This is a genomic window from Streptomyces sp. NPDC091281 (assembly GCF_044757425.1).
GTDB lineage: Bacteria > Actinomycetota > Actinomycetes > Streptomycetales > Streptomycetaceae > Streptomyces.
This window is the reverse complement of record NZ_JBIVUY010000003.1, coordinates 754,861-776,720: the sequence shown is the minus strand read 5'-3', so window position 1 is coordinate 776,720 and position 21,860 is coordinate 754,861. Positions and strand designations below refer to the sequence as shown.

Sequence of the window (21,860 nt, the reverse complement as noted above, 5' to 3'; positions counted from 1 at the left end):
ACCCCCGCAACTACCTGGCATTTCTCGGCCTAGCCGCCGCCCTCTGCTGCTACAAACGACTCATCCGCCTCACCACGTAGGACACGGTCTAAGGGATGGATGTCAGGGGAGTCTCAGGGGTGTCGGCTGGAACCGTGCGCCGCTCGGACCCGTTTTCCTTGCAGAGAGCGGCGAGGGCCGCGGAGGAGGCGACGCACATGTCGAGAAACACGAAGATCGCCGTAGGAGGTGTCGCGGTAGGGCTCCTGCTGCTGATCTGGCTGCCCTGGTGGGCCGCCCTGCTGATCGTGGTGGGAGTTCCGGCGGCGGCGTACCTCACGCTGGACCCCGCGCAGCGCCGGAGACTGCGCCGGGTCACCCGCAAGGAACTGGGCCGCTGACGGTTCCCGCGAGGAACCGCACGACGAGCGCGCCGTCGTGCCGAGGCGTCGGCGGGGGGCGCACCGGCCCCCGCCGGGCGGATCACAGCGGCCGGACGGCCATCTTGTCGAGCGCTTCCAGCAGACCCGGAAGTTCCGGTCCGCGTCCCACGGGCAGCACCTCGCCGGGTGCCTCGTCGAGCAGGACGAAGGCGATGTCGTCGGTACGGGCCACCAGCGACCATCCGGGGCCATCGGCCCGCAGCGTACGCGCGTCGCCCGCCGCGAACGACGAGCGCACCCGCCCGAGCGGGGGCGGGGCATCCACGTAGCCGCGCACCTCGGCCAGGACACGCCGGACACCGCTGTGCCCCTTCGTCGGGGACTCCTTCTCGGTGGCTGCGGTGGCTGCGGTGGCAGCGGTGGCGTCCGGCGCGGCGGCCTCCGTGCCGGTGGTCTTCTCCGCGCTGGCGGTGTCCCCGGACGGTGCCGAGAACTCCGAGTCGTCGATCTGGTCACGCCACTGTGCCCACTGGAGGGCGATCTCGTCGGCTCCGAGGCGCCGCTGAGCGGGGCCCCAGGTGGTGGTGTCCGGCGGGGAGAGCGGGGGACGGTCCCCGGCTTCCGGCTCGGGGTCGTGCGGAGCGGGTATCCCGGGTGCGGCGACGGCCACCGCCAGGGGCCAGCCCGGCAGGGCGGCGATCATCGTCCGGTCGTCGGGCGACAGGTCGTACTCCATGCCGCAGTCCCAGGACGCGATCGCGACCGCGACCAGGGACACGTCGTCGATGACGACCGTCCAGCGCGCGCCCTCACCGTCCTGGCCCAGCACCAGGCCGTACCCGTCGGTCAGCGGCGCAAGGTCGAGCGCAGCACAGGCTTCCGGATAGTCGTCGCCCAGCACACTCGGGAACTTCGCCGGCGTCAGCAGCACCGCCGTGAGCACGTAGAGCGCGTCGTCCTCGGCGGCGACGGCGTTCTCGTCCGTCCCGGCCATCCCAGCCTCCCCATCACTTCGTCCATCGGCGCGCACCCTAGTGCGGCGGGAAGGCCCTTGTCACGACTCCCCGACAGTACCGGAGCTGCTGTTTTCCGTCCGGACAGGGGCGAATCGCCTCGTGGCGGTCGGGAGTCTCACACCGGAGCGGCCCGGCCCGTGCCCGCGCATCGGCCGGTCCCGCCGGTCGATCGCGGCCGGCCCTCCAGCCACCCCGGCCCGACATCTGTCAGCGCTCGCGTACGGCCAGCACCAGGAAATGGCTGGGCTCGTCCTCGTACGACGTCATCCGCCAGCCCGCGCCGGTGAGCAGCGGGCGCACGTTGGGCTCGGCCCGCAGATCGTGCGGGGTCAGGGTGCGGCCCTGCCGGGCGGCGAGTGCCGCCCGGCCGAGGGGATGGAAGAGAGCCAGGGTGCCGCCGACGCGCACGACGCGTGCCAGCTCCCCGAGGTCGTCCGACGGCTTCGGAAGGTGCGCCACGAGTCCCGCCGCGAACACCGCGTCGAGTGATCCGGCGCGCAGCGGAAGCGCGGCCACGTCGGCGAGCAGCAGCCGCCCGTCACGGTCCCGGCCGGCCCGTGCGGCCTCGGCCAGCATGGCCGGGGTGAGGTCGGCGCCGAGCACCGTGCCCGTGGGGCCGACGGCGGCACGCAGGGGCGGCAGGGCCCGTCCGGTGCCGCAGCCCGCGTCGAGCACCCGGTCGCCGTCGCGCAGTGCGAGCCGGGCGACGGCCGCCGCGTACGCGGGGCCGTCGTCGGGGAACCTGCGGTCCCAGTCCTTCGCGCGTGCGGTGAAGAACTCCCGGACCTGTGCGGCGTCGTCGTTCATGTCCCGCATGATTCCGTACCCGCCGTGGAGAAGGCGCCGTTGTGCGGGGCATCCGGTCGGGCGGAGTCGCACAGCCCGACCGGGTTACGCCCGTGCGGCCCGGCTGTGTCACGCGGCTCCACCGCGCAGCGGCCGGTCCGCCGTCTCAGCCGGTGAGGGACTTCAGGGCCACGACCTTGTCGATCTCGACGCGGACGAGGAGTTCGCCCGGAACGGCGTTGCGGTTCCCGAATGCCTCGGCCTGTTCCTCGCCCATGTACCGGGCCGCGATGCGGGTGGCCCAGTGGCGGATCTCGTCGAGATCCTCCGAGAGCTGTGCCCGGCCCTGGATCACGACGAAGGAGAACGGCGGCCGTTCGTCGTCCACACAGAGGGCGACACGGCCGTCGCGGGCCAGGTTGTGTCCCTTCACAGACTCCTTGCCGGTGTTGAACACCAGGTCGTCACCGTCGATCACGAACCAGATCGGCGCCACGTGCGGGCTTCCGTCGGCTCGTACTGTCGACAGCTTTCCGGTGCGGGTGCCCTGCGAGGCGAACGCCCGCCATTCCTCGTCGGTCATCTTCTGTGCCATGCCCCCATCCTCCTTGCCCGGCGGCCCGCCGGTGGGGAAGGCTTGCCGAGAGACCCGCCGGTCGGGCGGGAGCAACACACGGAGAACATGACACGGGGAGAAGGACCATGGCGCAGAAGCAGACCCTGGGTTGGCTGCTGGACGACCTCACGGAGCGGGTGGGTCAGGTGCGGCACGCGCTGGTCCTCTCCAACGACGGGCTGGTGTCGGGCGCGAGCACGGGATTACGCCGGGAGGACGCCGAACATCTCGCCGCCGTCTCCTCAGGTCTTCACAGCCTCGCCAAGGGCTCGGGCCGTCACTTCCGCGCGGGACAGGTCCGCCAGACGATGGTCGAGTTCGACGACGCGATGCTCTTCGTCACCGCGGCGGGCACCGGCAGCTGTCTGTGCGTACTGAGCGCCGCCGAGGCCGACATGGGGCAGATAGCGTACGAGATGGCCCTGCTGGTCAACCGGGTGGGCGAGCACCTCACCGTGGACGCCCGCCTGCCCAACGCCGACCCGCTCACGGAGCTTTGAGCTGCACGTTTCCTCACCCTGGCGGAGTTATCCACAGGCCCGCCACGATGTGCGCGAAGAGGGCTACGGTCGTGTCCGAGGTCATCGCGATCGGCGCGGGGCCCCTCACTCCACGGGGGAGACGACCATGTCCGGCAACACCCTGGCACACCCGTACGCCCACTCTGTCACCTGTGTCCGCGCGGCCCGCGAACTGGGCCTGAAGCGCACCCAGTTCGACCTGGCCGTGCACCTGGGACGCATCAGGACCGTGCCCGACGAAGGCGGCGGCGGTCGACGGGTTCCGCGCGCGGAGATCGAACGGCTGCGATCGTCGCCCGGCTTCCCCGCCACCCTGCGGGGCAGCGTCGAGGCAGTCGGCACCGGTGACGCGGCCGCCGTCATGGGGGTGCCCCCGAGCCGCTTCACCCGCCTCGCCCGGCTGGGTCTCGTCGTCCCAGTGACCTTCTACCTGAATCGCTACCGCGCCGTCGTCTGGCTGTATCTGGCAGACGAACTAAGGCAGTTCGCTGCCGACGAGGCGAACGCGCCCCTGCTGACGGGGCGGGCTCCGGCGGACGTCACGCACCGACTGGCCGCCGGTCTGGATCTGCGGGCCCGCAACTGGCGCGGACGGCACCTCGGGTTCCTGCTGCGTCGGGCCGAGGGGCCCTGGCAGCGGGCGGGTGCCGTCGCCGCTCTGCTCGACGCGGCCCAGATCGCGGAGATCGTCCATGACCCCTGGGAACGGGCCCACTTGAACCGCTTCCGGCCCGGCCCACCGACGCACGCCGCCCCCGGCACACCCGCGGCCGATCTCGTCCAGGGGCTCATGACGGCGGACGCCCCGGACGAGATCGCCTGGCTCCGCGCCGACCTGACGCAGACGCTGGAAGAGGCCCGCCTCCGGCAGCCTGCGCCACGCCCGGCAGACAGTGCACCCCCGTCCTCCAGCCCCGTCGCGAACCTTGTCCTGCCCGTCCCGGTCAGGGACTCGGAACAGGCCGCCCAACCTTCGCCGGACGCCGAAGAGCCGAGGCCGGCGAAGCGCCGTCTGCTCGATCGCCTGCTCCTGCGCAGAAGGGCATGAAGCCGGGCGCGACCCAGGCCGACCGCCGCCCCCGCCCCCGCGTTCACCGCCCATCCGGCCGTGTGCGCACGGGGCCCGCTCGCTCGGGAGTCAGAGCTTGCGGAACAGCCCTTCCTGGACGACCGACACCAACAGGCGTCCCTCCAGGTCGTAGATCCGGCCGCGGGCCAGACCCCGACCCCCCGTCGCGATAGGTGACTCCTGGTCGTACAGGAACCACTCGTCCGCCCGGAACGGCCGGTGGAACCACATGGCGTGGTCGAGCGACGCCATGTCGAAGTTCCGCTGACCCCACAACGGCTCCACCGGCAGCCGGACGGCGTCCAGAAGAGTCATGTCACTGGCGTACGTCAGCGCGCAGGTGTGCACCAGCGGATCGTCGCCCAACGGACCGACCGCACGCATCCACACCGCGCTGCGCGGCTCGGCCTCCTTGACGTCCTCGGGCGTCCAGCGCAGCCCGTCGGCGTACCGGATGTCGAACGGCTGACGCCGTGCCATCCGCTCCAACTGCTCCGGCAGCGTTCCCAGATGCTGCCGGATCTCATCCACCACCGTCGGCAGCGACTCCGGGTCCGGGACTTCGCGGGCGGGCGGCAACTGGTGCTCGAAGGGACCTTCCTCGGGCTTGTGAAAGGAGGCGGTGAGATTGAAGATCGTGCGTCCCTGCTGCACGGCGGTGACCCGGCGGGTCGTGAACGACCGCCCGTCCCGCACCCGCTCCACCTGGTACACGATCGGCACGCCCGGCCGCCCCGGACGCAGGAAGTACGCGTGCAGCGAGTGCACGGGCCGGTCGCCCTCCGTCGTCCGACCGGCCGCGACCAGCGCCTGGCCGGCCACCTGCCCGCCGAAGACCCGCTGGATCGACTCGTGCGGGCTGCGGCCGCGGAAGATGTTGACCTCGATCTGCTCCAGATCGAGCAGGTCCACGAGCCGCTCGGCCGGGTTCGGCGGACTCGCCTCGTTCGTCGGGTTGTTCATCGGGGCGCTTCTCCTGTGCCTCGTGCTGTGCTCAGAGCTGACCGACGTCCGTGACGCGGACGACCGCACGGCCCTCGGCGTCGGAGGCCGTGAGATCGACCTCCGCGCTGATGCCCCAGTCGTGATCGTCGTTCGGGTCGTCGAAGATCTGACGGACGCGCCACAGCGCGTTCTGCGGCTCCTCCTGGATGACCAGCAGCTTGGGGCCGCGGGCATCCGGACCGGTGCCGAGATCGTCGTACTCGTCCCAGTACTTGTCCATGGCCTCACCCCAGGCGTCGGCGTCCCAGCCCGCCTCGCCGTCCAGCTCGCCGAGCTGGTCGACGTGATCGAGGGCGGCGAGTTCGACACGGCGGAACATCGCATTGCGGACCAGGACGCGGAAGGCTCGCGCGTTGCGGGTGACCGGCTTGACCTCATCGGCCTTCTCCTGCGCCTCCTCCGCGGTCATCTCCTCGGGGTTGGCCAACTGCTCCCACTCGTCCAGCAGACTGGAGTCGACCTGACGCACCATCTCGCCCAGCCACTCGATCAGGTCCTGGAGATCCTCCGACTTGAGGTCGTCCGGCACCGTGTGATCCAGGGCCTTGTAGGCGCTGGCCAGGTAGCGCAGCACGATGCCCTCGGTGCGGGCCAGCTCGTAGTGCGAGACCAACTCGGTGAACGACATCGCCCGCTCGTACATGTCACGGATGACCGACTTCGGCGACAGCGGGTGGTCGCCGACCCACGGATGGCTCTTGCGGTAGGTGTCGTAGGCGTGGAAGAGCAGTTCCTCCAGCGGCTTCGGGTAGGTGACGTCCTGGAGACGCTCCATGCGTTCCTCGTACTCGACGCCGTCGGCCTTCATCGCGGCGACCGCCTCGCCGCGCGCCTTGTTCTGCTGGGCGGCCAGGATCTGCCGCGGGTCGTCGAGCGTGGACTCCACGACGGAGACCATGTCGAGGGCGTACGACGGCGACTCCGGGTCCAGCAGCTCGAACGCGGCGAGCGCGAACGTGGACAGCGGCTGGTTCAGCGCGAAGTCCTGCTGGAGGTCCACGGTGAGGCGGACGATACGCCCGGTGGCGTCCGGCGCGTCGAGCTTCTCGACGATGCCGCCGTCCAGGAGGGAACGGTAGATCGCGATCGCCCTGCGGATGTGCCGCAGTTGCTGCTTGCGCGGCTCGTGGTTGTCCTCCAGCAGATGGCGCATCGCCTCGAAGGCGTTGCCCGGCCGGGCGATCACCGACAGCAGCATCGTGTGCGTCACCCGGAACCGGGACGCCAGCGGCTCCGGCTCGGAGTCGATCAGCTTGTCGAAGGTGTTCTCCGTCCAGCCGACGAAGCCCTCCGGCGCCTTCTTCCGCACCACCTTGCGGCGCTTCTTCGGATCGTCGCCCGCCTTCGCCAACGCCTTCTCGTTCTCGATGACGTGCTCCGGCGCCTGGGCGACCACCAGACCGGCCGTGTCGAACCCGGCCCGACCGGCCCGCCCCGCGATCTGGTGGAACTCCCGCGCGCGCAGCGTCCGCACCCGGTTGCCGTCGTACTTCGTCAGCGCGGTGAACAGCACCGTGCGGATGGGCACGTTGACGCCGACGCCGAGGGTGTCGGTGCCGCAGATCACCTTCAGCAGGCCCGCCTGGGCAAGCTTCTCCACCAGACGCCGGTACTTGGGCAGCATGCCCGCGTGGTGCACACCGATGCCGTGGCGGACGTAGCGGGAGAGGTTGCGGCCGAACTTCGTGGTGAAGCGGAAGTTGCCGATGAGTTCCGCGATCCGCTCCTTCTCCTCGCGCGAGCACATGTTGATGCTCATCAGTGCCTGCGCCCGTTCCACCGCCTGCGCCTGGGTGAAGTGCACGATGTAGACCGGCGCCTGCCGCGTGTCGAGCAGGTCGGTGAGCGTCTCGGTGAGGGGCGTGTAGCGGTACTCGTAGGAGAGGGGCACCGGACGGGTCGCGGAGCGGACCACCGCCGTGGGCCGGCCGGTCCGGCGGGCGAGGTCCTTCTCGAAGAAGGACACGTCACCGAGGGTGGCCGACATGAGGACGAACTGCGCCTGCGGCAGCTCCAGGATCGGGATCTGCCAGGCCCAGCCCCGGTCGCCCTCCGCGTAGAAGTGGAACTCGTCCATGACGACCTGGCCGACGTCCGCCTGCCTGCCGTCGCGCAACGCGATCGAGGCGAGCACTTCGGCCGTGCAGCAGATGACGGGCGCGTCGGCGTTGACCGAGGCGTCACCGGTCAGCATGCCGACGTTCTCGGTGCCGAAGATCTTGCACAGTTCGAAGAACTTCTCCGAGACCAGGGCCTTGATCGGCGCCGTGTAGAAGGTGACCTCGTCACGGGCGAGAGCGGCGAAGTGCGCACCTGCCGCGATCATGCTCTTGCCGGAGCCGGTCGGCGTCGACACGATCACGTTCGCGCCGGACACCGCCTCGATCAGCGCCTCCTCCTGGTGGGAGTAGAGCGTCAGACCGCGCTCCTGGGCCCAGGACTCGAAAGCCTCGTAGAGGGCGTCGGGATCTGCGGTCGGCGGCAACTGATCGATGAGGGTCACGCCCCCATCTTGCCTGTCCCCGCGCCCGAGGGGGGAATCGGATGCCGGACCCAAGATCGCGGGAGCTACGCTGTGTCGCCGACGGAGCGTCATCGCACCCGGTCAACTGGACAGCGGCACACGAGGAATGGGGCGGGGAACGGCCATGATGGGACCAGCACACTCACTGTCGGGCGCCGCCGCCTGGCTCGGCGTCGGTGCCGCGGCCGCCGCCGCGGGCCACACCATGCCCTGGCCGGTCCTGCTGGCCGGCGCCCTGATCTGCGCCGGCGCCGCACTGGCCCCGGACCTCGACCACAAGGCCGCCACCATCTCCCGTGCCTTCGGCCCGCTCTCGCGCTGGCTGTGCGAGATCGTGGACAAGCTCTCCTACGCCGTCTACAAGGCCACCAGGAAGCAGGGCGACCCGCGTCGTTCCGGCGGCCACCGCACGCTGACCCATACGTGGCTGTGGGCGGTCATGATCGGTGGGGGAGCCTCCGTCCTGGCGATCACCGGAGGCCGCTGGGCGGTGCTGGCGATCCTCTTCGCCCACATGGTGCTGGCGATCGAGGGACTGCTGTGGCGGGCGGCGCGCGGCTCCAGCAGCGACGTCCTGGTCTGGCTGCTGGCGGCGACCAGCGCCTGGATCATCGCGGGGGTGCTGGACAAGCCGGGCAACGGATCGGACTGGCTCTTCACCGACCCCGGCCAGGAGTACCTGTGGCTGGGCCTCCCGATCGTGCTGGGCGCACTGGTTCACGACATCGGCGACGCGCTGACCGTCTCCGGCTGCCCGGTCCTGTGGCCGATCCCCATCGGGCGGAAGCGCTGGTATCCGCTCGGTCCGCCCAAGGTCCTGCGTTTCCGGGCGGGCAGCTGGGTCGAGCTGAAGGTGCTCATGCCGGCGTTCATGGTGCTCGGCGGGGTGGGCGGCGCAGCGGCCCTCAACTACATCTGACCCCCGCGCGCCCGGTCTCGCTGGCCTCTCCGGTCATTCGGGACGGCGCCCGGCGGTCAGGTCGCGTCGTCCCCGCCGTAGCGCCGCTCGAAGCGGGCGACGCGTCCCTCCGTGTCCACGGTCCGGGCCTTGCCGGTGTAGAAGGGGTGGCTCTCCGAGGAGATCTCCACATCGACCACCGGGTACGTCTCGCCGTCGTCCCACTCGATGGTCTGATCGCTGGCCGCGGTGGAGCGGGTGAGGAAGGCGAAGCCGGCGGTGCGGTCGCGGAAGACGACCGGGTGGTAGTCGGGCTGCTTGTCCTGCTGCATACCTGCTCCTCGTGGTGGGGATGCGGGAACGGCGGCCGTGGGTCTGCCGGGCGGGGGACGGGCGGGTCAGCCGGACAGATGGTCCTCGTCCACGATGTGCATCGCGGCCTCCTCCGCGGAGGCGGCGGCGCCGTCGATGCCGACATCGGTGGCGACGAGGGCGCTCTCCTCGTCCTCGTGGGCCCCCTCGTCCGGTGCCACCAGGCGGCCCGAACGGAGGGTGCCGACCTCGTCGTCGAGGAGTTCCCCGTCGGTGCCCTCGCTGTCGCCGAGACCGTCCCCGTCCGGTGTCGCGAGGTCGGGGACCTCCTCCGCGAGCCGCTGGTCCAGCGTCTCGCCCGCGTGACGCTCCGCCGCCGTCACACCGGAGTGCTCCACGGCCCACGGCCGCTCAGGCGGCGACCAACCACGGTCGAGGGGATCACCGACGCCGTCGTTCTCCAGGGTGTCCTCGGCGTCGAGCAGACCCGAGTCCTTCTGGATCTCCGATCCGTCGGGCTGGTAGACGTCGTCTCCCCATCCGTCGGCGCTGTCCACGACTACCTCCAGAGGGTGACGATCCCGTCCGCACCGCGTGGTCGGCGGGGGAACACCGTCACACGGGGCACCGGCGGAACACGGAGCGGACCGGGAGGCCCGTCCACGCGGGTGCCGCTCTCCAGCGTTCCACCCCGATTCGGGGGTGCGCAACGGCAGAGCGTCCGGTGGCGGCCGGGGCTGCCGGTGGCCGCGGTGCCCCGGGTGTCCTCAGGAGGCCGTCACGACGACCGGCCACCCCGCCGACCGGCCGCGCGTCCTCGGTCCGCCGACGTCGTGCTCACCGGCCCCGGGGCCGCCGTGTACGGGCGGCCCCGAAGGTGCCCCTTGCCCGTGTCACCCGTGCCAGGACCGCCACAGCGCCGCGTACGCGCCGTCGGCGGCGACCAGCTCTGTGTGGCTGCCCAGCTCGCTGATCCGACCGTTCTCGACGACGGCGATGACGTCCGCGTCGTGGGCGGTGTGCAGGCGGTGAGCGATGGCCACGACCGTGCGGCCGTCGAGGACACGGGCCAGCGAGCGTTCCAGATGACGCGCCGCCCGCGGATCGAGGAGCGAGGTCGCCTCGTCCAGGACCAGCGTGTGCGGATCGGCCAGGACCAGACGGGCCAGCGCGATCTGCTGGGCCTGCGCCGGGGTGAGCGCGAGACCGCCCGAACCCACCTCCGTGTCCAGGCCGTCCTCCAGCGCCCGCGCCCAGCCGTCCGCGTCCACCGCGCCGAGCGCCGCCCACAGCTGGGCGTCCTCGCCACCGTCCGGCGCCGGCTCGCCACCTTGCGACTTCTTGTCCAGCTCGTCTGCCTTCGGCCGGGACCGGGTCGGCGACAGGGCGAGGCGGAGGTTGTCGCGGAGCGAGCCGACGAACACGTGGTGTTCCTGGTTGACGAGCGCCACGTGCGAGCGGACGCGCTCCGCGGTCATCCGGGACAGCTCCGCCCCACCGAGGGCGACCCGCCCGTCCCGAGGCGCGTAGATCCCCGCGAGAAGCCGACCCAGGGTGGACTTTCCCGCCCCCGAGGGGCCGACGAGGGCCAGCCGGGTACCGGGCGCCACCTCCAGGGAGACCTTGCGCAGGACGTCGACGCCCTCGCGATAGCCGAAGTGGACGCGGTCGGCCAGCACGTCCCGGCCGTCCGGCTCCAGCCCGGCGTCACCCGCCTCCGGCTCGATGTCCCGCACCCCGACGAGACGGGCCAGCGACACCTGCGCCACCTGGAGCTCGTCGTACCAGCGCAGGATCAGGTTGACCGGGTCCACGAGCATCTGGGCGAGGAGCGCACCGGTCGTCAGCTGCCCCACGTCGATCCAGCCGTGGAGGACGAAGACCCCACCGATCATGAGGACCGATCCGAGGACGGTGACGTGCACGGCGTTGATGACAGGGAAAAGCACCGAGCGCAGCCACAGGGTGTAGCGCTCCCAGGCCGTCCACTGCGCGATCCGCTGCTCCGACAGTTCGACGCGGCGGTCCCCGAGGCGGTGGGACTCGACGGTGCGGCCCGCGTCGACGGTCTCGGCGAGGGCGGCGGAGACGGCCGCGTAGCCCGCTGCCTCGGAGCGGTAGCCGGCCGGTGCCCGCTTGAAGTACCAGCGGCAGCCGACGACCAGCAGCGGCACCGCGACCAGCACGGCCGGTGCCAGTGGTGGCGCGGTGACGACGAGGCCGCCGAGCAGCAGCACCGCCCACATCACGCCGATGATCAGCTCGGGCACGGCCTCGCGCATGGCGTTGGCGAGCCGGTCGATGTCCGTGGTGATGCGGGACAGCAGATCACCCGTTCCGGCCCGCTCCAGCACACCCGGAGGCAGTCGGACGGACCGGACGAGGAAGTCCTCGCGCAGATCGGCCAGCATCCGCTCGCCGAGCATCGCGCCGCGCAGCCGCATCTGCCACACGAACGCGGCCTGCACTAGGAGAGCCGCGACAAGCACCGTCCCCGTGAACCCCAGGTGGAGGTCACGGTCTCCCTCCGTCAGACGCTCCACCACGTCGCCCAGCAGCCAGGGGCCGACCATCGAGGCGACGGTCGCGACCGTGTTGACGGACAGGAGGATCAGGAAAGCACGCCTGTGCCGGCGCAGCAGTTCGGACACGTAGGCCCGTACGGTCGCGGGAGCGCCGACCGGCAGGGTGCTCGCCGTCTTCGGTGCACCCGGGTCGTACGCCGGTGGCGCCACGCCGATCATGCGGTCTCCTCGATCTCGTGCAGGGCGGTCTCTTCGAGTTCTTTGAGCCGGGGGACTCCTGCGGCGTCGGGGGACCGAGGGAGCGGCCCGTGCGGCTCCTCGGCCCGTCGCCGGTCCGGTGCCTCTCCGCGGGGCGCTTCCTCCTCGGTCTCCCGGCTCACCACCGCGCGGTACCGGGGCTCTTCGCGCAGCAGATCGCGATGCGTGCCCGACGCCAGGGCGCTGCCCTCGTGCACGAGGACGACCCGGTCGGCCCTGTCCAGCAGCAGGGGGGACGTGGTGAACAGGACCGTGGTGCGTCCCGACCGTAGCTTCCGCAGGCCTTCGGCGATGCGGGCTTCGGTGTGGGAGTCGACGGCCGAGGTGGGCTCGTCCAGGACGAGGACCTCGGGGTCGGTCAGCAACGACCGGGCCAGGGCCAGCCGTTGGCGCTGCCCACCCGACAGGGAGCGTCCGCGTTCGGTGATGTGGGCGTCCATCGGGTCGTCCGCGTGGGCCGAACCCTGTACGAGCGCGTCCAAGACGTCCCCGCAGTGCGCGGCGGCGAGTGCCGTCCCGGCGTCGACCCGACCGGAGGCGGGGACGTCGAGCAGCTCGCGCAGAGAACCGGAGAGCAGCACCGGGTCCTTGTCCTGGACGAGAACGGCCGTGCGCGCGCTGCGCAGCGGGAGTTCGTCCAGCGGGACCCCGCCGAGCAGGACCGACGGGCGCTCCTGCGCGGGATGTCCGCCGAGCCGTTCGGCGAGCAGTCCGGACGCGTCGGGGTCGCCCCAGACGACGGCGGTCAGCAGGCCCTCCGGTGCGAGCAGCCCACTCGCGGGGTCGTACAGATCGCCCGACGGTGCTTCCTCGCCTCGGGAACCGCCCGCGTCCGTGGCCCGTTCCAGGGACAGCACGTGCGCGGCGCGTTTCGCCGACGGGCGGGAGAAGGAGTACGCCATCGCGATCTCCTCGAAGTGCCGCAGCGGGTAGGCCAGGACCAGGACGGAGCTGTACACGGTCACCAGTTCGCCGACCGTGATCCGGCCCTCGCGGGCCAGGTGGACGCCGTAGAACACGACCACGATCAGCAGCAGGCCGGGCAGCAGCACCTGGGTGGCGCTGATCAGGGACCACATGCGGGCGCTGCGCACGGCGGCGTGGCGGACCTCCTGGGAGGCGCGGCGGTAGCGGTCGAGGAAGAGGTCCTCACCGCCGATGCCGCGCAGCACACGGAGTCCCGCGACGGTGTCCGAGGCGAGTTCGGTGGCGCGGCCCGCCTTCTCGCGCTGGATGTCGGCGCGCCGGGTGGCACGGGGGAGGAGAGGCAGCACCGCGAGCGCGAGCACAGGCAGGCCCGCGGCGACGACCACGCCCAGGGCGGGCTGGTAGATCACCAGGCCGACGCAGACGACCACGACCGTGAGAGCGGCGGCGGTGAAACGGGAGACGGCCTCGACGAACCAGCCGATCTTCTCCACGTCGCCGGTGGAGACGGCGACGACCTCGCCCGCCGCGACCCGTCGGCTCAGGGCGGAGCCCAGCTGGGAGGCCTTGCGGGCGAGGAGTTGCTGGATGCGTGCGGCGGCGGTGATCCAGTTGGTGACGGCGGTGCGGTGCAGGAAGGTGTCACCGACCGCGACGGCGACGCCGCACCCGAACAGCAGGCCGCCCGCGAGCGCCAGACGCGCACCGGAGCGGTCCACGACCGCCTTGACGGCGAGACCGACGCAGAACGGCAGCGTCGAGACGGCCACGAAGTGCAGCAGGCCCCAGGCCAGGGCCTGGAGCTGGCCGCTGAGTTGGTTGCGGCCGAGCCACCACAGGAACCGTGGTCCGGAGCGCGCGTCCGGCACACCCGGGTCGGGATACGGAAGGTTTTGGATCTGCATGGCGTCCCAGTGGCTCGACTCGCGGAAAGGGTGCGGACGTGGGTGGCGTCGACCGCGAGGAGCGGCGACAGCAAACCGTGCAAGGTTCGCGTCGCGGGCTGGTCGGAATCAACCTCTTTTCCGGTGGTCCCGTGGCTCTCGGCCACGCCCGGTAGGCCGCGCGGCGGGGCGCGCGAACGGGTGTCCGAGCAGTCGGGCGGCATCAGGGGGCGGTCGGGCTCACGGTCGGGCGGGCTCAGCAGGGGGGTCTGGTCGGTCCCGTTCCGTCGATCAGTGTGTCCAGCAGTTCCCCCAGCACCGCCCGCTCCACGTCTGTCAGCGGAGAGAGGATCTCGCGGGCCGCGACCTGGCGGGCCCGGCGAAGCTCACTCAGCGTCTCCAGGCCGTCCGGGGTGATCTCGATCCGGATCACCCGGCGGTTCGTCGGATCGGGCACCCGGCGCACCTTGCCGCTGGCCTCCAGACCGTCGACCAGGGTGGTCACGGCGCGCGGCACGACCTCGAGGCGCTCGGCGAGATCCGCCATGCGCGGCGGATCGCTGAAGTGCGCGAGGGTGCGCAGCAGCCGGGACTGGGCGGGCGTGACGCCCAGCTCCGACAGTTCCAGGTGGCGTTTCTGGATGCGGTGCACCCGGCGGGTGAACCGCAGCAGCTGCTCCGCGAGCACGCCGTCCGGATCGGGGATGGTCATGCGGGAACAATATCAGGACGCCATTCATTGTGAGTATAGGTAACAATGAGCTACGCTCTCTGAGAGGCTCGCAGGCTCTCAGGTCCTGGAGCTCTCCGAGATCCGTCATGCCTCACTTCCCGAAGGAGCCCATGCGCCCCGAGAAACCGAACCCCACGGCCGTGACCTCGATCCGGCCCCCGTCCCCTTCCGCCGACACCATCGACGCCGCCGACGAACAACCCCGGCAGGTGCGGCGCATCCTCAGACTCTTCCGTCCGTATCGCGGTCGTCTCGCGGTCGTCGGACTGCTCGTCGCCGCCTCCTCATTGGTTTCGGTCGCCACGCCGTTCCTGCTGAAGGAGATCCTGGACGTCGCCATCCCGCAGGGCCGCACCGGCCTGCTGAGCCTGCTCGCCCTGGGCATGATCGTCAGCGCCGTGCTCGCAGGGATCTTCGGCGTCCTCCAGACGCTGATCTCCACGACGGTCGGCCAGCGCGTCATGCACGACCTGCGCACCGCCGTCTACGACCGCCTCCAGCGCATGTCGCTGGCGTTCTTCACCCGCACCCGCACAGGCGAGGTCCAGTCCCGCATCGCCAACGACATCGGCGGCATGCAGGCGACCGTCACCTCCACCGCCACCTCCCTGGTCTCCAACTTCACCAGCGTCGTCGCCACGATCATCGCGATGATCGCCCTGGACTGGCGCCTGACCGTGGTCTCCCTGCTCCTGCTGCCGGTCTTCGTCTGGATCAGCCGCCGCGTCGGCGACGAGCGCAGACGGATCACCACGCAGCGCCAGAAGCAGATGGCGGTGATGGCGGCCACCGTGACCGAGTCCCTGTCCGTCAGCGGCATCCTCCTCGGCCGCACCATGGGCCGCGCCGACTCGCTCACCCGCGCCTTCTCCGACGAGTCCGACAGCCTGGTCGACCTGGAGGTCAGATCGAGCATGGCCGGACGCTGGCGGATGGCCGTGATCGGCATCGTCATGTCGGCCATGCCCGCCTTCATCTACTGGACCGCGGGCGTCACCCTCCAACTCGGCGGACCGGCCGTCTCCCTGGGCACCGTCGTCGCCTTCGTCTCCCTCCAGCAGGGCCTGTTCCGGCCGGCCGTGAGTCTGCTGTCCACCGGCGTGCAGATCCAGACCTCCCTCGCCCTCTTCCAGCGCATCTTCGAATACCTCGACCTGCCCATCGACATCACCGAACGCGAGAACCCGGTCCACCTGGACCAGGTCAAGGGCGAGGTCCGTTTCGAGGACGTCGAGTTCCGCTACGACCAGGAGGACGGGGTCCGCCCGATCCTCGGCGGTGTCGACATCACCGTCCCACCGGGCGCCAGCCTCGCCGTCGTCGGCCCCACCGGCGCGGGCAAGTCCACCCTGGGCCACCTGGTGCCGCGCCTCTACGACGTGACGGGCGGGCGGGTCACCCTCGACGGGGTCGATGTCCGCGACCTGGACTTCGACACCCTCGCCAGAGCCGTCGGCGTCGTCTCGCAGGAAACGTACCTCTTCCACGCCTCGGTGGCCGACAACCTGCGGTTCGCGAAGCCGGACGCCACCGACGACGAGCTGTACGCCGCCGCGCGCGCCGCCCAGATCCACGACCACATCGCCGCTCTGCCCGACGGTTACGACACGGTCGTCGGTGAGCGGGGCCACCGGTTCTCCGGAGGGGAGAAGCAGCGGCTGGCCATCGCGCGCACCATCCTGCGCGACCCGCCGGTCCTGGTGCTCGACGAGGCCACCAGTGCCCTAGACACCGGAACCGAACAGGCCGTCCAGGACGCCATCGACGCGCTGTCGGCCGACCGGACGACGCTCACCATCGCGCACCGGCTGTCCACCGTCCGGAGCGCCGACCAGATCGTGGTCCTGGACTCCGGCCGCGTCGCCGAACGAGGCACGCACGAGGAACTCCTGGCGCAGGGCGGGCGGTACGCGGAACTCGTCCGCAAGGACGCACGTCTGGAGCCGACAAGATGACGATACGCCAGGTGATACCGGATTTGGGATGATATGAGGGTTACCGTGCCCGTATGCAGACGACCACTCCGCCACGGAGAACGATTCGACTGACGCGCCGGGGCCGTATCGCCCTCATCGCGACCGGTGCCGTGATGGCCGGGACCGCCGTGGCGGTGCCCCTGCTGAGCACGGACACGCCCGAGGTGAAGAGACCCACGAGCCTGGTGGTCCCCGAGGGATGGCGCGCGAGCCAGATCTACGCCGCGCTGGACAAGGCCCTCGCCGTGCCGGCCGGAACCACCCTCAAGGCCCTGCCGAAGGCCGGGTTGAAGCTCCCGTCGGACGCCGGAGGCAACCCGGAGGGCTACCTCTTCCCGGCGACGTATCCCCTGGACGACAAGGCGACACCGCAGTCACTGCTTCGCCTTATGGCCGACACGGCGAACCGGAAGTTCAACGGCGCGCCCACCGCGGCAGGGGCGCAGCGTAACGCGATGAACGTCTATCAGGCCGTCACCGTCGCCAGTATCGTGCAGGCCGAGGCCGCCGGTCCGACCGACATGGGCCGGGTGGCGCGGGTCGTGTTCAACCGGCTGGAGCGCGGTATGCCGCTCCAGATGGACTCCACCGTCAACTACGCGCTCAACCGCTCCACGTTGCGGACCACCGCCGCGGACACCCGGATCGACAGCCCCTACAACTCGTACCAGCGCATGGGTCTGCCGCCGACGCCGATCGACAACCCGGGCGAGGAGGCCATGAAGGCGGTCGTCGACCCGCCCGCCGGGAACTGGCTCTACTTCGTCACGGTGAAGCCGGGCGACACGCGTTTCACGGGCAGCTACGAAGAACACCAGCGCAATGTGGCGGAGTTCAACCGGAACCAGCGGAGTGCGAACGCCTCGCCGAGCCCGGCGAAGTAGGAAGTAGAGGGGGGAGTCGGAGGTGGCCCGGCCGAGCGCGGAGGCGGGTCGGCGGAGTGGGTGAGTTCGGTGCCTGAAGCGGCAGAGCCTCAGGCGGCGGACTCGGCCGGGGCGGCCCGTTCGGCGTCTTCCGTTCGTCTCGGGCAGTCCGTTCGGCCGGTCCGGGGATCGGCGCGGTCGGGTCCGCGAGCAGGCGCCTGATGTCGCGTACGGCTGCGCGGCCCGCGCGGTTGGCGCCGATGGTGCTGGCGGACGGGCCGTAGCCCACCAGGTGGACGCGGGGGTCGGCGACCGCGCGGGTGCCGTCGACGCGGATGCCGCCGCCCGGTTCGCGCAGCCGCAGCGGCGCGAGGTGGTCGACGGCCGGACGGAAGCCGGTCGCCCACAGGATGACATCGGCGGGCACCCGCCTCCCGTCGTTCCACTCCACCCCGTCCGGGGTGATCCGGTCGAACATGGGCTGCCGGTCGAGCACCCCGTCCGCGAGCCCTTGCCGGACGGCGTCGTTCAGCGGCAGGCCCGTCACGGAGACGACGCTTCGTGGCGGCAGCCCCTGGCGGACCCGTTCCTCGACGAGGGCGACGGCGGCGCGGCCCGCGTCCTCGTTGAAGGGGCCCTCGCGGAAGACCGGCGGACGCCGGGTCACCCAGGTGGTGGCAGCCGCGTACGGGGCGATTTCCAGCAGATGCTGCGTGCCGGACGCGCCGCCGCCGACCACGACCACTCGCAGTCCGGCGAACGCCTCGGGGCCCGGATAGTGGGCGGTGTGCACCTGCTGTCCGCGGAAAGTCTCCTGTCCCGGGTAGCGGGGCCAGAACGGGCGGTCCCAGGTGCCGGTGGCGTTGATGAGCGCTCTGGTCGCCCACGTGCCGGCGGACGTCTCGACCAGCAGCCGTCCGTCGGGTCCCTCGCGGACCGCTCGGACGTCGACGGGGCGGTGGACGCGAAGGTCGAAGGCGCGTTCGTAGGAGGCGAAGTAGGCGGAGATGACCTCGAAGGAGGGGCGGGCCGGGTCCGCGCCGGTCAGTTCCATGCCGGGCAGCGCGTGCATCCCGTGCACCTTGCCGTACGTCAGCGAAGGCCACCGGAACTGCCAGGCGCCGCCGGGGCCGGGCGAGTGGTCGAGCACGACGAAGTCACGGTCCGGCTCGTAGCCGGTGCGCCGCAGGTGGTACGCGCCCGCCAGCCCCGCCTGACCGGCGCCGACGACGACCACCTCGACCTCACGTATGTCGTTCACGCTTCTACCAACTGTGGGACGGCAGGGGATCTTCCCGAGTGCCGTGCGGCGCCGCGGCGTGCAGCCCCGTGCTGTGCCGGGCCGTGCGTAAGTGTGCCGGGCCGTGCCGAGCTGTGCGTGACTATGTCGCCGTGCCGTCTCCGGCCGTTCCGGTCACTGTCGGGTGCGGCGACGTGTGCGCGTCCGCGTGTGCGATCCGGTGTGTGGGTGAGGATGGAGTCATGTCCGATGCGTTCACCACCCGCGTCCTGCACATCACCTCCGGCCGACGGGAGCGGGTCGTCGACCTGACCCGTGACTGCGAGGCCTTCCTACGTGAGGCCGCCGACGGACGAGACGGTCTCCTGAACGTCTTCGTCCCGCACGCCACCGCCGGTATCGCGGTCATCGAGACCGGTGCGGGCAGCGACGACGACCTCCTCGCCGCCCTGCACCACCTGCTCCCGGCCGATGACCGCTGGCAGCACCGCCACGGCAGTCCCGGCCACGGACGCGACCACGTCCTCCCCGCCCTTGTCCCGCCGCACGCGACCCTGCCGGTGGTGAACGGCCGACTGGAGCTGGGCACCTGGCAGTCGGTGTGCCTCGTGGACACCAACAAGGACAACCCTGACCGTACGGTGCGGTTGAGCTTCCTCGGCGGGGGCTGAGTCGCCGCACCCGACGCCTGCGAAGATCCACTCATGGACAGAGCGAGCGGCACGGGTGGTATGGGCGGCGTGGGCCACGAGGGCGGTGCCGTCGGTGGGGGCGGCTTGGGTGCCGGGGACGCGTCGTACGTCCTCGCGGGGCTCGACGACGTGCCCTGGGCGGAGCGGGGACACGCGTACGGGGCGGCCGACGATGTGCCGGGGGTTCTGCGGGACCTGGCGGTCGGTGACGACGAGGCCGCCGCCGGGGCGCTGGACGAGTTGTACGGCTGCGTCCTGCACCAGGGCACGGTCTACGCCGCGACCGCCGAGGCCGTGCCGTTCCTGGCACGGATCGCGGCGGACGGGCGGCGTGCTGCCGATGTCCTCGTCCTGCTCGGCGGGATCGCGGAGAGCACCGACGAGCATGGGGTGGCGCCCGGCACCTGTCGTGCCGCCGTCGCGGCCCAGCTCCCCACTCTCCTCGCGCTGACGGACGCTCCGGACGCCGACGTGCGGCGGGCCGCGGTCTGGGCCGTCGGGCACACCGCCGCCCCTGCGGAGGCCTGGCCCGTCTTGGAGCGGCGCTGGGCGGGGGAGACGGACGCGACTGTTCGGGCCGAGCTGGTGACGGCGCTGGTCCGCCTGGACCCGGAACGCGGCGCCGCCCATGCCGTGGCGTCGCTCCCGCCTGAAGAGCCGCCGGGGGTGCGTGTCACCGCCGTCCTCGCCTGCCTCGACGCCGGTCTGCCGTGGGACGCGGCGCAGCGCGACGCCGTGCTCGAGTCCCTGCCTGCCGACGGGCTGGTGTCCGCCTTCGAGCAGTGCGAGCCTCTTCAGGCGATCGTCGGCGCACTGCTGCGGCGCGACACGGCCGAGGACCGGGAAGCCGCCTTCGCCCTGCTGGAGACGGCACTCGCCTGGCGGCCCACCAGCACCGTTGCGGACGCAGCCGACACCGTGACGGAGGCGGGCGGCACCGTCACAGACACCACCGGTACGGTGACGGACGCGTCGGGTACCGCCGAACTCGTCGATGTGGCGGACGTACGGGCCGAGGCCGTGTGGGCCGCGGACCACGCCTGCATGGTGTCCCGTTCCGCGCCTGCCCGGCTGGTGCCCGCCCTGCTGCCCCTGCTCGACGCACCCGAGTCTGCGGCTGCCGTGCTGAGCCTTCTCGACAAGATCGGCGAGCACGCGGGCGCCGCCGCCGACGTGCTCGCCCGGCTCGCCGCGGAGGACGGGCCCTCGGCCGACGCCGCGCTCACGGTGCTCGTGACCGCCGACCCCGAGCGGGCCGCGCCGTTGCTCGCCGCGCACCTGCCCGCGCGCCCGCGCGCGCTGGCCGCCGCCTCCGGCGCGCGGGCCGTGGGCAATACGCCGCCCCCGCCAACCTTCCCGTTCGACGCCGCCCTGCTCGACGCGGTCCGGCGGCGCCTCTCCGGCGGCGCGCAGGGCGGGGACACCGGGGGAGACGCCGCCGGACCGCCGATGGGCGCGAAGGAGCGCACCGGTCTCGCCTTGCTGCTCGCCTCCTGGGGTGTCCGGGCGGCGTCGGCCGTACCCGAACTGCTCGACGCGCTGCCCACCGTTCCGGTCATCGGTCCGAAGGCGCTTGCCGCGGTCTGCCCCGACGACGGGCAGGCGCGCACCCGCGCGGTGGCGCGCCTGCGGGAAGCGGCCACTGGCGGCCCCGACGAGGGGCGGCTCGCCGCGGGGCACGCCCTGTACGTGCTGGCCGGAGAGAGCGGGCCCTTGCTCGCCGCGCTACGGCCCCGGCTGGCCGCGTCCGGGTTCGGGGCGCGTGAGGCCGCCCGGCTCGTCGGTGTCCTGGGGGAGGCGGCCCGGCCGCTCGTCCCCGAGATACGGGCCACGCTCCGCGACCGTGCCGACGGCCGCCCCCTGCCCCGACTCGACGCGGACGCCGAACTCGCCGTCGCACTCTGGGAGATCACCGGCGACACCGACACCGATACCGTCGCCGACAGCGACAGCGACAGCGACAGCGACAGCGACAGCGACAGCGACTCGGCCGTCAACACCGCGGTCGCGGTCCTCGACGCCGTCATCAGGGCCGACGCTGGGCCCTGGACCCGGTGGACCGCGCTGCGAGCGGCCCGCAGCGCGGCCAGGATGGGGCCCTCCGCCCGGCCCCTGCGTCCGGTCCTTGAGGACCTCCTCGCGACACCTCCGCACGCGCCCGCCGCCGTACTGGCCCTGCTCGCCGCCCTGCCCGAGGCGGAACTGCGGGGCCCGCTGGACCGTACCGTCCTCGCCGGGCGGGTGCTGGACGCGGCGGAGTGCGGGGTCGACGCCGACACCGCGTTCGAGGCGCTCGCCGCGCTGGGCCGGGAGTCCCTCACGGACGCGCACGCGCGACGGCTCGCCGACCTGGCCGAGAGGGACCGCAGGGTCGTGACCTCGGGGATCGAGGACCAGATCATTCGCGCCGACGACCGCCTCGCCGACCGGGCCCGCGCCACCCTGACGGCCCTCCGCCCCGAACGGCCCGCCTGACCGCCCCTGCCCCGCCGCCCGATCACCTGGCTGCCTGCCTGCAAACCACACCCGCCCGCCCCCGGCCTCCTCCCCCCCGCACGGAAGTTTTCCGTCACTCAGCGGCCTGCGATGTCGGAATTCCCCGGACAGGGCGGTTCTGGCTGGTCCGATCGGGTCGGTGTGGCGGAACGTGGGC

At 71.9% G+C, this 21,860-nt stretch carries 18 protein-coding genes and 1 pseudogene; 8 read left to right on the top strand and 11 right to left on the bottom strand.

Annotation, left to right across the window (positions count from 1 at the left end):
• Window positions 1-197: 197 nt before the first annotated feature.
• Entirely contained in the window at window positions 198-380 is a 183-nt protein-coding gene (locus tag ACIQPQ_RS11610) for a hypothetical protein (protein WP_383779879.1), read from the top strand.
• A gap of 82 nt (window positions 381-462) precedes the next feature.
• On the opposite strand, the gene ACIQPQ_RS11605 is transcribed toward ACIQPQ_RS11610, so the two are convergent.
• The 3 genes from ACIQPQ_RS11605 to ACIQPQ_RS11595 all read right to left on the bottom strand — a co-directional run bounded on the left by ACIQPQ_RS11605 (window position 463) and on the right by ACIQPQ_RS11595 (window position 2,759).
• Window positions 463-1,356: a hypothetical protein gene (locus ACIQPQ_RS11605; protein ID WP_401302662.1), complete on the bottom strand. Its 894-nt coding sequence runs from the start codon at window positions 1,354-1,356 to the stop codon at window positions 463-465.
• Window positions 1,357-1,585: 229 nt separating this feature from the next.
• Window positions 1,586-2,185, bottom strand: a complete 600-nt coding sequence (locus ACIQPQ_RS11600) for a class I SAM-dependent methyltransferase (RefSeq protein WP_401302660.1) — start codon at window positions 2,183-2,185, stop codon at window positions 1,586-1,588.
• A gap of 145 nt (window positions 2,186-2,330) precedes the next feature.
• Complete coding sequence (locus ACIQPQ_RS11595; RefSeq protein ID WP_401302658.1) at window positions 2,331-2,759, bottom strand: PPOX class F420-dependent oxidoreductase; 429 nt, start codon at window positions 2,757-2,759, stop codon at window positions 2,331-2,333.
• Between the two features lie 107 nt (window positions 2,760-2,866).
• Between ACIQPQ_RS11595 and ACIQPQ_RS11590 the strand changes: the two genes are divergently transcribed.
• Both ACIQPQ_RS11590 and ACIQPQ_RS11585 read left to right on the top strand, forming a co-directional pair.
• Window positions 2,867-3,280: a roadblock/LC7 domain-containing protein gene (locus tag ACIQPQ_RS11590; protein WP_383779867.1), complete on the top strand. Its 414-nt coding sequence runs from the start codon at window positions 2,867-2,869 to the stop codon at window positions 3,278-3,280.
• 127 nt (window positions 3,281-3,407) lie between these two features.
• Window positions 3,408-4,349 carry a DUF6397 family protein gene (locus ACIQPQ_RS11585; RefSeq protein ID WP_401302656.1) on the top strand — a complete coding sequence of 314 codons (942 nt, stop codon included), beginning with the start codon at window positions 3,408-3,410 and terminating at the stop codon, window positions 4,347-4,349.
• A gap of 90 nt (window positions 4,350-4,439) precedes the next feature.
• Here the strand turns inward: ACIQPQ_RS11585 and ACIQPQ_RS11580 are convergent, their stop codons facing one another.
• The gene (locus tag ACIQPQ_RS11580; RefSeq protein WP_401302655.1) at window positions 4,440-5,333 is read right to left on the bottom strand and encodes an acyl-CoA thioesterase; all 894 of its coding nucleotides are present in this window, start codon (window positions 5,331-5,333) and stop codon (window positions 4,440-4,442) included.
• 31 nt (window positions 5,334-5,364) lie between these two features.
• Window positions 5,365-7,878, bottom strand: coding sequence for a DEAD/DEAH box helicase (locus ACIQPQ_RS11575; protein ID WP_401302653.1), 2,514 nt, complete (start codon window positions 7,876-7,878; stop codon window positions 5,365-5,367).
• Window positions 7,879-8,023: 145 nt separating this feature from the next.
• Between ACIQPQ_RS11575 and ACIQPQ_RS11570 the strand changes: the two genes are divergently transcribed.
• The gene (locus ACIQPQ_RS11570; RefSeq protein ID WP_401302651.1) at window positions 8,024-8,818 is read left to right on the top strand and encodes a metal-dependent hydrolase; all 795 of its coding nucleotides are present in this window, start codon (window positions 8,024-8,026) and stop codon (window positions 8,816-8,818) included.
• Window positions 8,819-8,874: 56 nt separating this feature from the next.
• Here the strand turns inward: ACIQPQ_RS11570 and ACIQPQ_RS11565 are convergent, their stop codons facing one another.
• The 5 genes from ACIQPQ_RS11565 to ACIQPQ_RS11545 all read right to left on the bottom strand — a co-directional run bounded on the left by ACIQPQ_RS11565 (window position 8,875) and on the right by ACIQPQ_RS11545 (window position 14,415).
• On the bottom strand, window positions 8,875-9,129 hold the full coding sequence (locus ACIQPQ_RS11565) for a type B 50S ribosomal protein L31 (RefSeq protein WP_401302649.1): 255 nt from the start codon (window positions 9,127-9,129) through the stop codon (window positions 8,875-8,877).
• A gap of 66 nt (window positions 9,130-9,195) precedes the next feature.
• Window positions 9,196-9,666 carry a DUF5709 domain-containing protein gene (locus tag ACIQPQ_RS11560; RefSeq protein ID WP_401302647.1) on the bottom strand — a complete coding sequence of 157 codons (471 nt, stop codon included), beginning with the start codon at window positions 9,664-9,666 and terminating at the stop codon, window positions 9,196-9,198.
• 336 nt (window positions 9,667-10,002) lie between these two features.
• Window positions 10,003-11,853, bottom strand: a complete 1,851-nt coding sequence (locus ACIQPQ_RS11555) for an ABC transporter ATP-binding protein (RefSeq protein WP_401302646.1) — start codon at window positions 11,851-11,853, stop codon at window positions 10,003-10,005.
• On the bottom strand, window positions 11,850-13,724 hold the full coding sequence (locus ACIQPQ_RS11550; protein WP_401302644.1) for an ABC transporter transmembrane domain-containing protein: 1,875 nt from the start codon (window positions 13,722-13,724) through the stop codon (window positions 11,850-11,852). The genes ACIQPQ_RS11555 and ACIQPQ_RS11550 overlap by 4 nt, the downstream gene beginning before the upstream one ends.
• Before the next feature lie 235 nt (window positions 13,725-13,959).
• Window positions 13,960-14,415, bottom strand: a complete 456-nt coding sequence (locus tag ACIQPQ_RS11545) for a MarR family winged helix-turn-helix transcriptional regulator (protein WP_383779851.1) — start codon at window positions 14,413-14,415, stop codon at window positions 13,960-13,962.
• Between the two features lie 131 nt (window positions 14,416-14,546).
• Between ACIQPQ_RS11545 and ACIQPQ_RS11540 the strand changes: the two genes are divergently transcribed.
• Together ACIQPQ_RS11540 and mltG are read left to right on the top strand one after the other, a co-directional pair.
• On the top strand, window positions 14,547-16,391 hold the full coding sequence (locus tag ACIQPQ_RS11540; RefSeq protein WP_401302641.1) for an ABC transporter ATP-binding protein: 1,845 nt from the start codon (window positions 14,547-14,549) through the stop codon (window positions 16,389-16,391).
• Between the two features lie 53 nt (window positions 16,392-16,444).
• Window positions 16,445-17,296 (top strand): endolytic transglycosylase MltG, encoded by an 852-nt coding sequence (mltG, locus tag ACIQPQ_RS11535; protein ID WP_401302639.1) that lies wholly within the window; start codon window positions 16,445-16,447, stop codon window positions 17,294-17,296.
• A gap of 181 nt (window positions 17,297-17,477) precedes the next feature.
• On the opposite strand, the pseudogene ACIQPQ_RS11530 reads toward mltG, so the two are convergent.
• A pseudogene (locus tag ACIQPQ_RS11530) lies at window positions 17,478-18,536 on the bottom strand (NAD(P)-binding domain-containing protein); the annotation flags it as partial.
• Between the two features lie 221 nt (window positions 18,537-18,757).
• On the opposite strand from ACIQPQ_RS11530, the gene ACIQPQ_RS11525 reads away from it, so the two are divergent.
• Window positions 18,758-19,186 carry a secondary thiamine-phosphate synthase enzyme YjbQ gene (locus ACIQPQ_RS11525; protein ID WP_401302637.1) on the top strand — a complete coding sequence of 143 codons (429 nt, stop codon included), beginning with the start codon at window positions 18,758-18,760 and terminating at the stop codon, window positions 19,184-19,186.
• Between the two features lie 33 nt (window positions 19,187-19,219).
• The gene (locus tag ACIQPQ_RS11520) at window positions 19,220-21,682 is read left to right on the top strand and encodes a HEAT repeat domain-containing protein (protein ID WP_401302635.1); all 2,463 of its coding nucleotides are present in this window, start codon (window positions 19,220-19,222) and stop codon (window positions 21,680-21,682) included.
• The last annotated feature ends 178 nt before the right edge of the window (window positions 21,683-21,860 follow it).

Bases quoted from the DNA above. Each gene is read 5' to 3' on its own strand.
- ACIQPQ_RS11610 (WP_383779879.1), top strand. From the start codon at position 198: ATGTCGAGAAACACGAAGATCGCCGTAGGAGGTGTCGCGGTAGGGCTC.
- ACIQPQ_RS11605 (WP_401302662.1), bottom strand. From the start codon at position 1,356: ATGGCCGGGACGGACGAGAACGCCGTCGCCGCCGAGGACGACGCGCTC.
- ACIQPQ_RS11600 (WP_401302660.1), bottom strand. From the start codon at position 2,185: ATGAACGACGACGCCGCACAGGTCCGGGAGTTCTTCACCGCACGCGCG.
- ACIQPQ_RS11595 (WP_401302658.1), bottom strand. From the start codon at position 2,759: ATGGCACAGAAGATGACCGACGAGGAATGGCGGGCGTTCGCCTCGCAG.
- ACIQPQ_RS11590 (WP_383779867.1), top strand. From the start codon at position 2,867: ATGGCGCAGAAGCAGACCCTGGGTTGGCTGCTGGACGACCTCACGGAG.
- ACIQPQ_RS11585 (WP_401302656.1), top strand. From the start codon at position 3,408: ATGTCCGGCAACACCCTGGCACACCCGTACGCCCACTCTGTCACCTGT.
- ACIQPQ_RS11580 (WP_401302655.1), bottom strand. From the start codon at position 5,333: ATGAACAACCCGACGAACGAGGCGAGTCCGCCGAACCCGGCCGAGCGG.
- ACIQPQ_RS11570 (WP_401302651.1), top strand. From the start codon at position 8,024: ATGATGGGACCAGCACACTCACTGTCGGGCGCCGCCGCCTGGCTCGGC.
- ACIQPQ_RS11565 (WP_401302649.1), bottom strand. From the start codon at position 9,129: ATGCAGCAGGACAAGCAGCCCGACTACCACCCGGTCGTCTTCCGCGAC.
- ACIQPQ_RS11555 (WP_401302646.1), bottom strand. From the start codon at position 11,853: ATGATCGGCGTGGCGCCACCGGCGTACGACCCGGGTGCACCGAAGACG.
- ACIQPQ_RS11550 (WP_401302644.1), bottom strand. From the start codon at position 13,724: ATGCAGATCCAAAACCTTCCGTATCCCGACCCGGGTGTGCCGGACGCG.
- ACIQPQ_RS11545 (WP_383779851.1), bottom strand. From the start codon at position 14,415: ATGACCATCCCCGATCCGGACGGCGTGCTCGCGGAGCAGCTGCTGCGG.
- ACIQPQ_RS11540 (WP_401302641.1), top strand. From the start codon at position 14,547: ATGCGCCCCGAGAAACCGAACCCCACGGCCGTGACCTCGATCCGGCCC.
- mltG (WP_401302639.1), top strand. From the start codon at position 16,445: ATGCAGACGACCACTCCGCCACGGAGAACGATTCGACTGACGCGCCGG.
- ACIQPQ_RS11525 (WP_401302637.1), top strand. From the start codon at position 18,758: ATGTCCGATGCGTTCACCACCCGCGTCCTGCACATCACCTCCGGCCGA.
- ACIQPQ_RS11520 (WP_401302635.1), top strand. From the start codon at position 19,220: ATGGACAGAGCGAGCGGCACGGGTGGTATGGGCGGCGTGGGCCACGAG.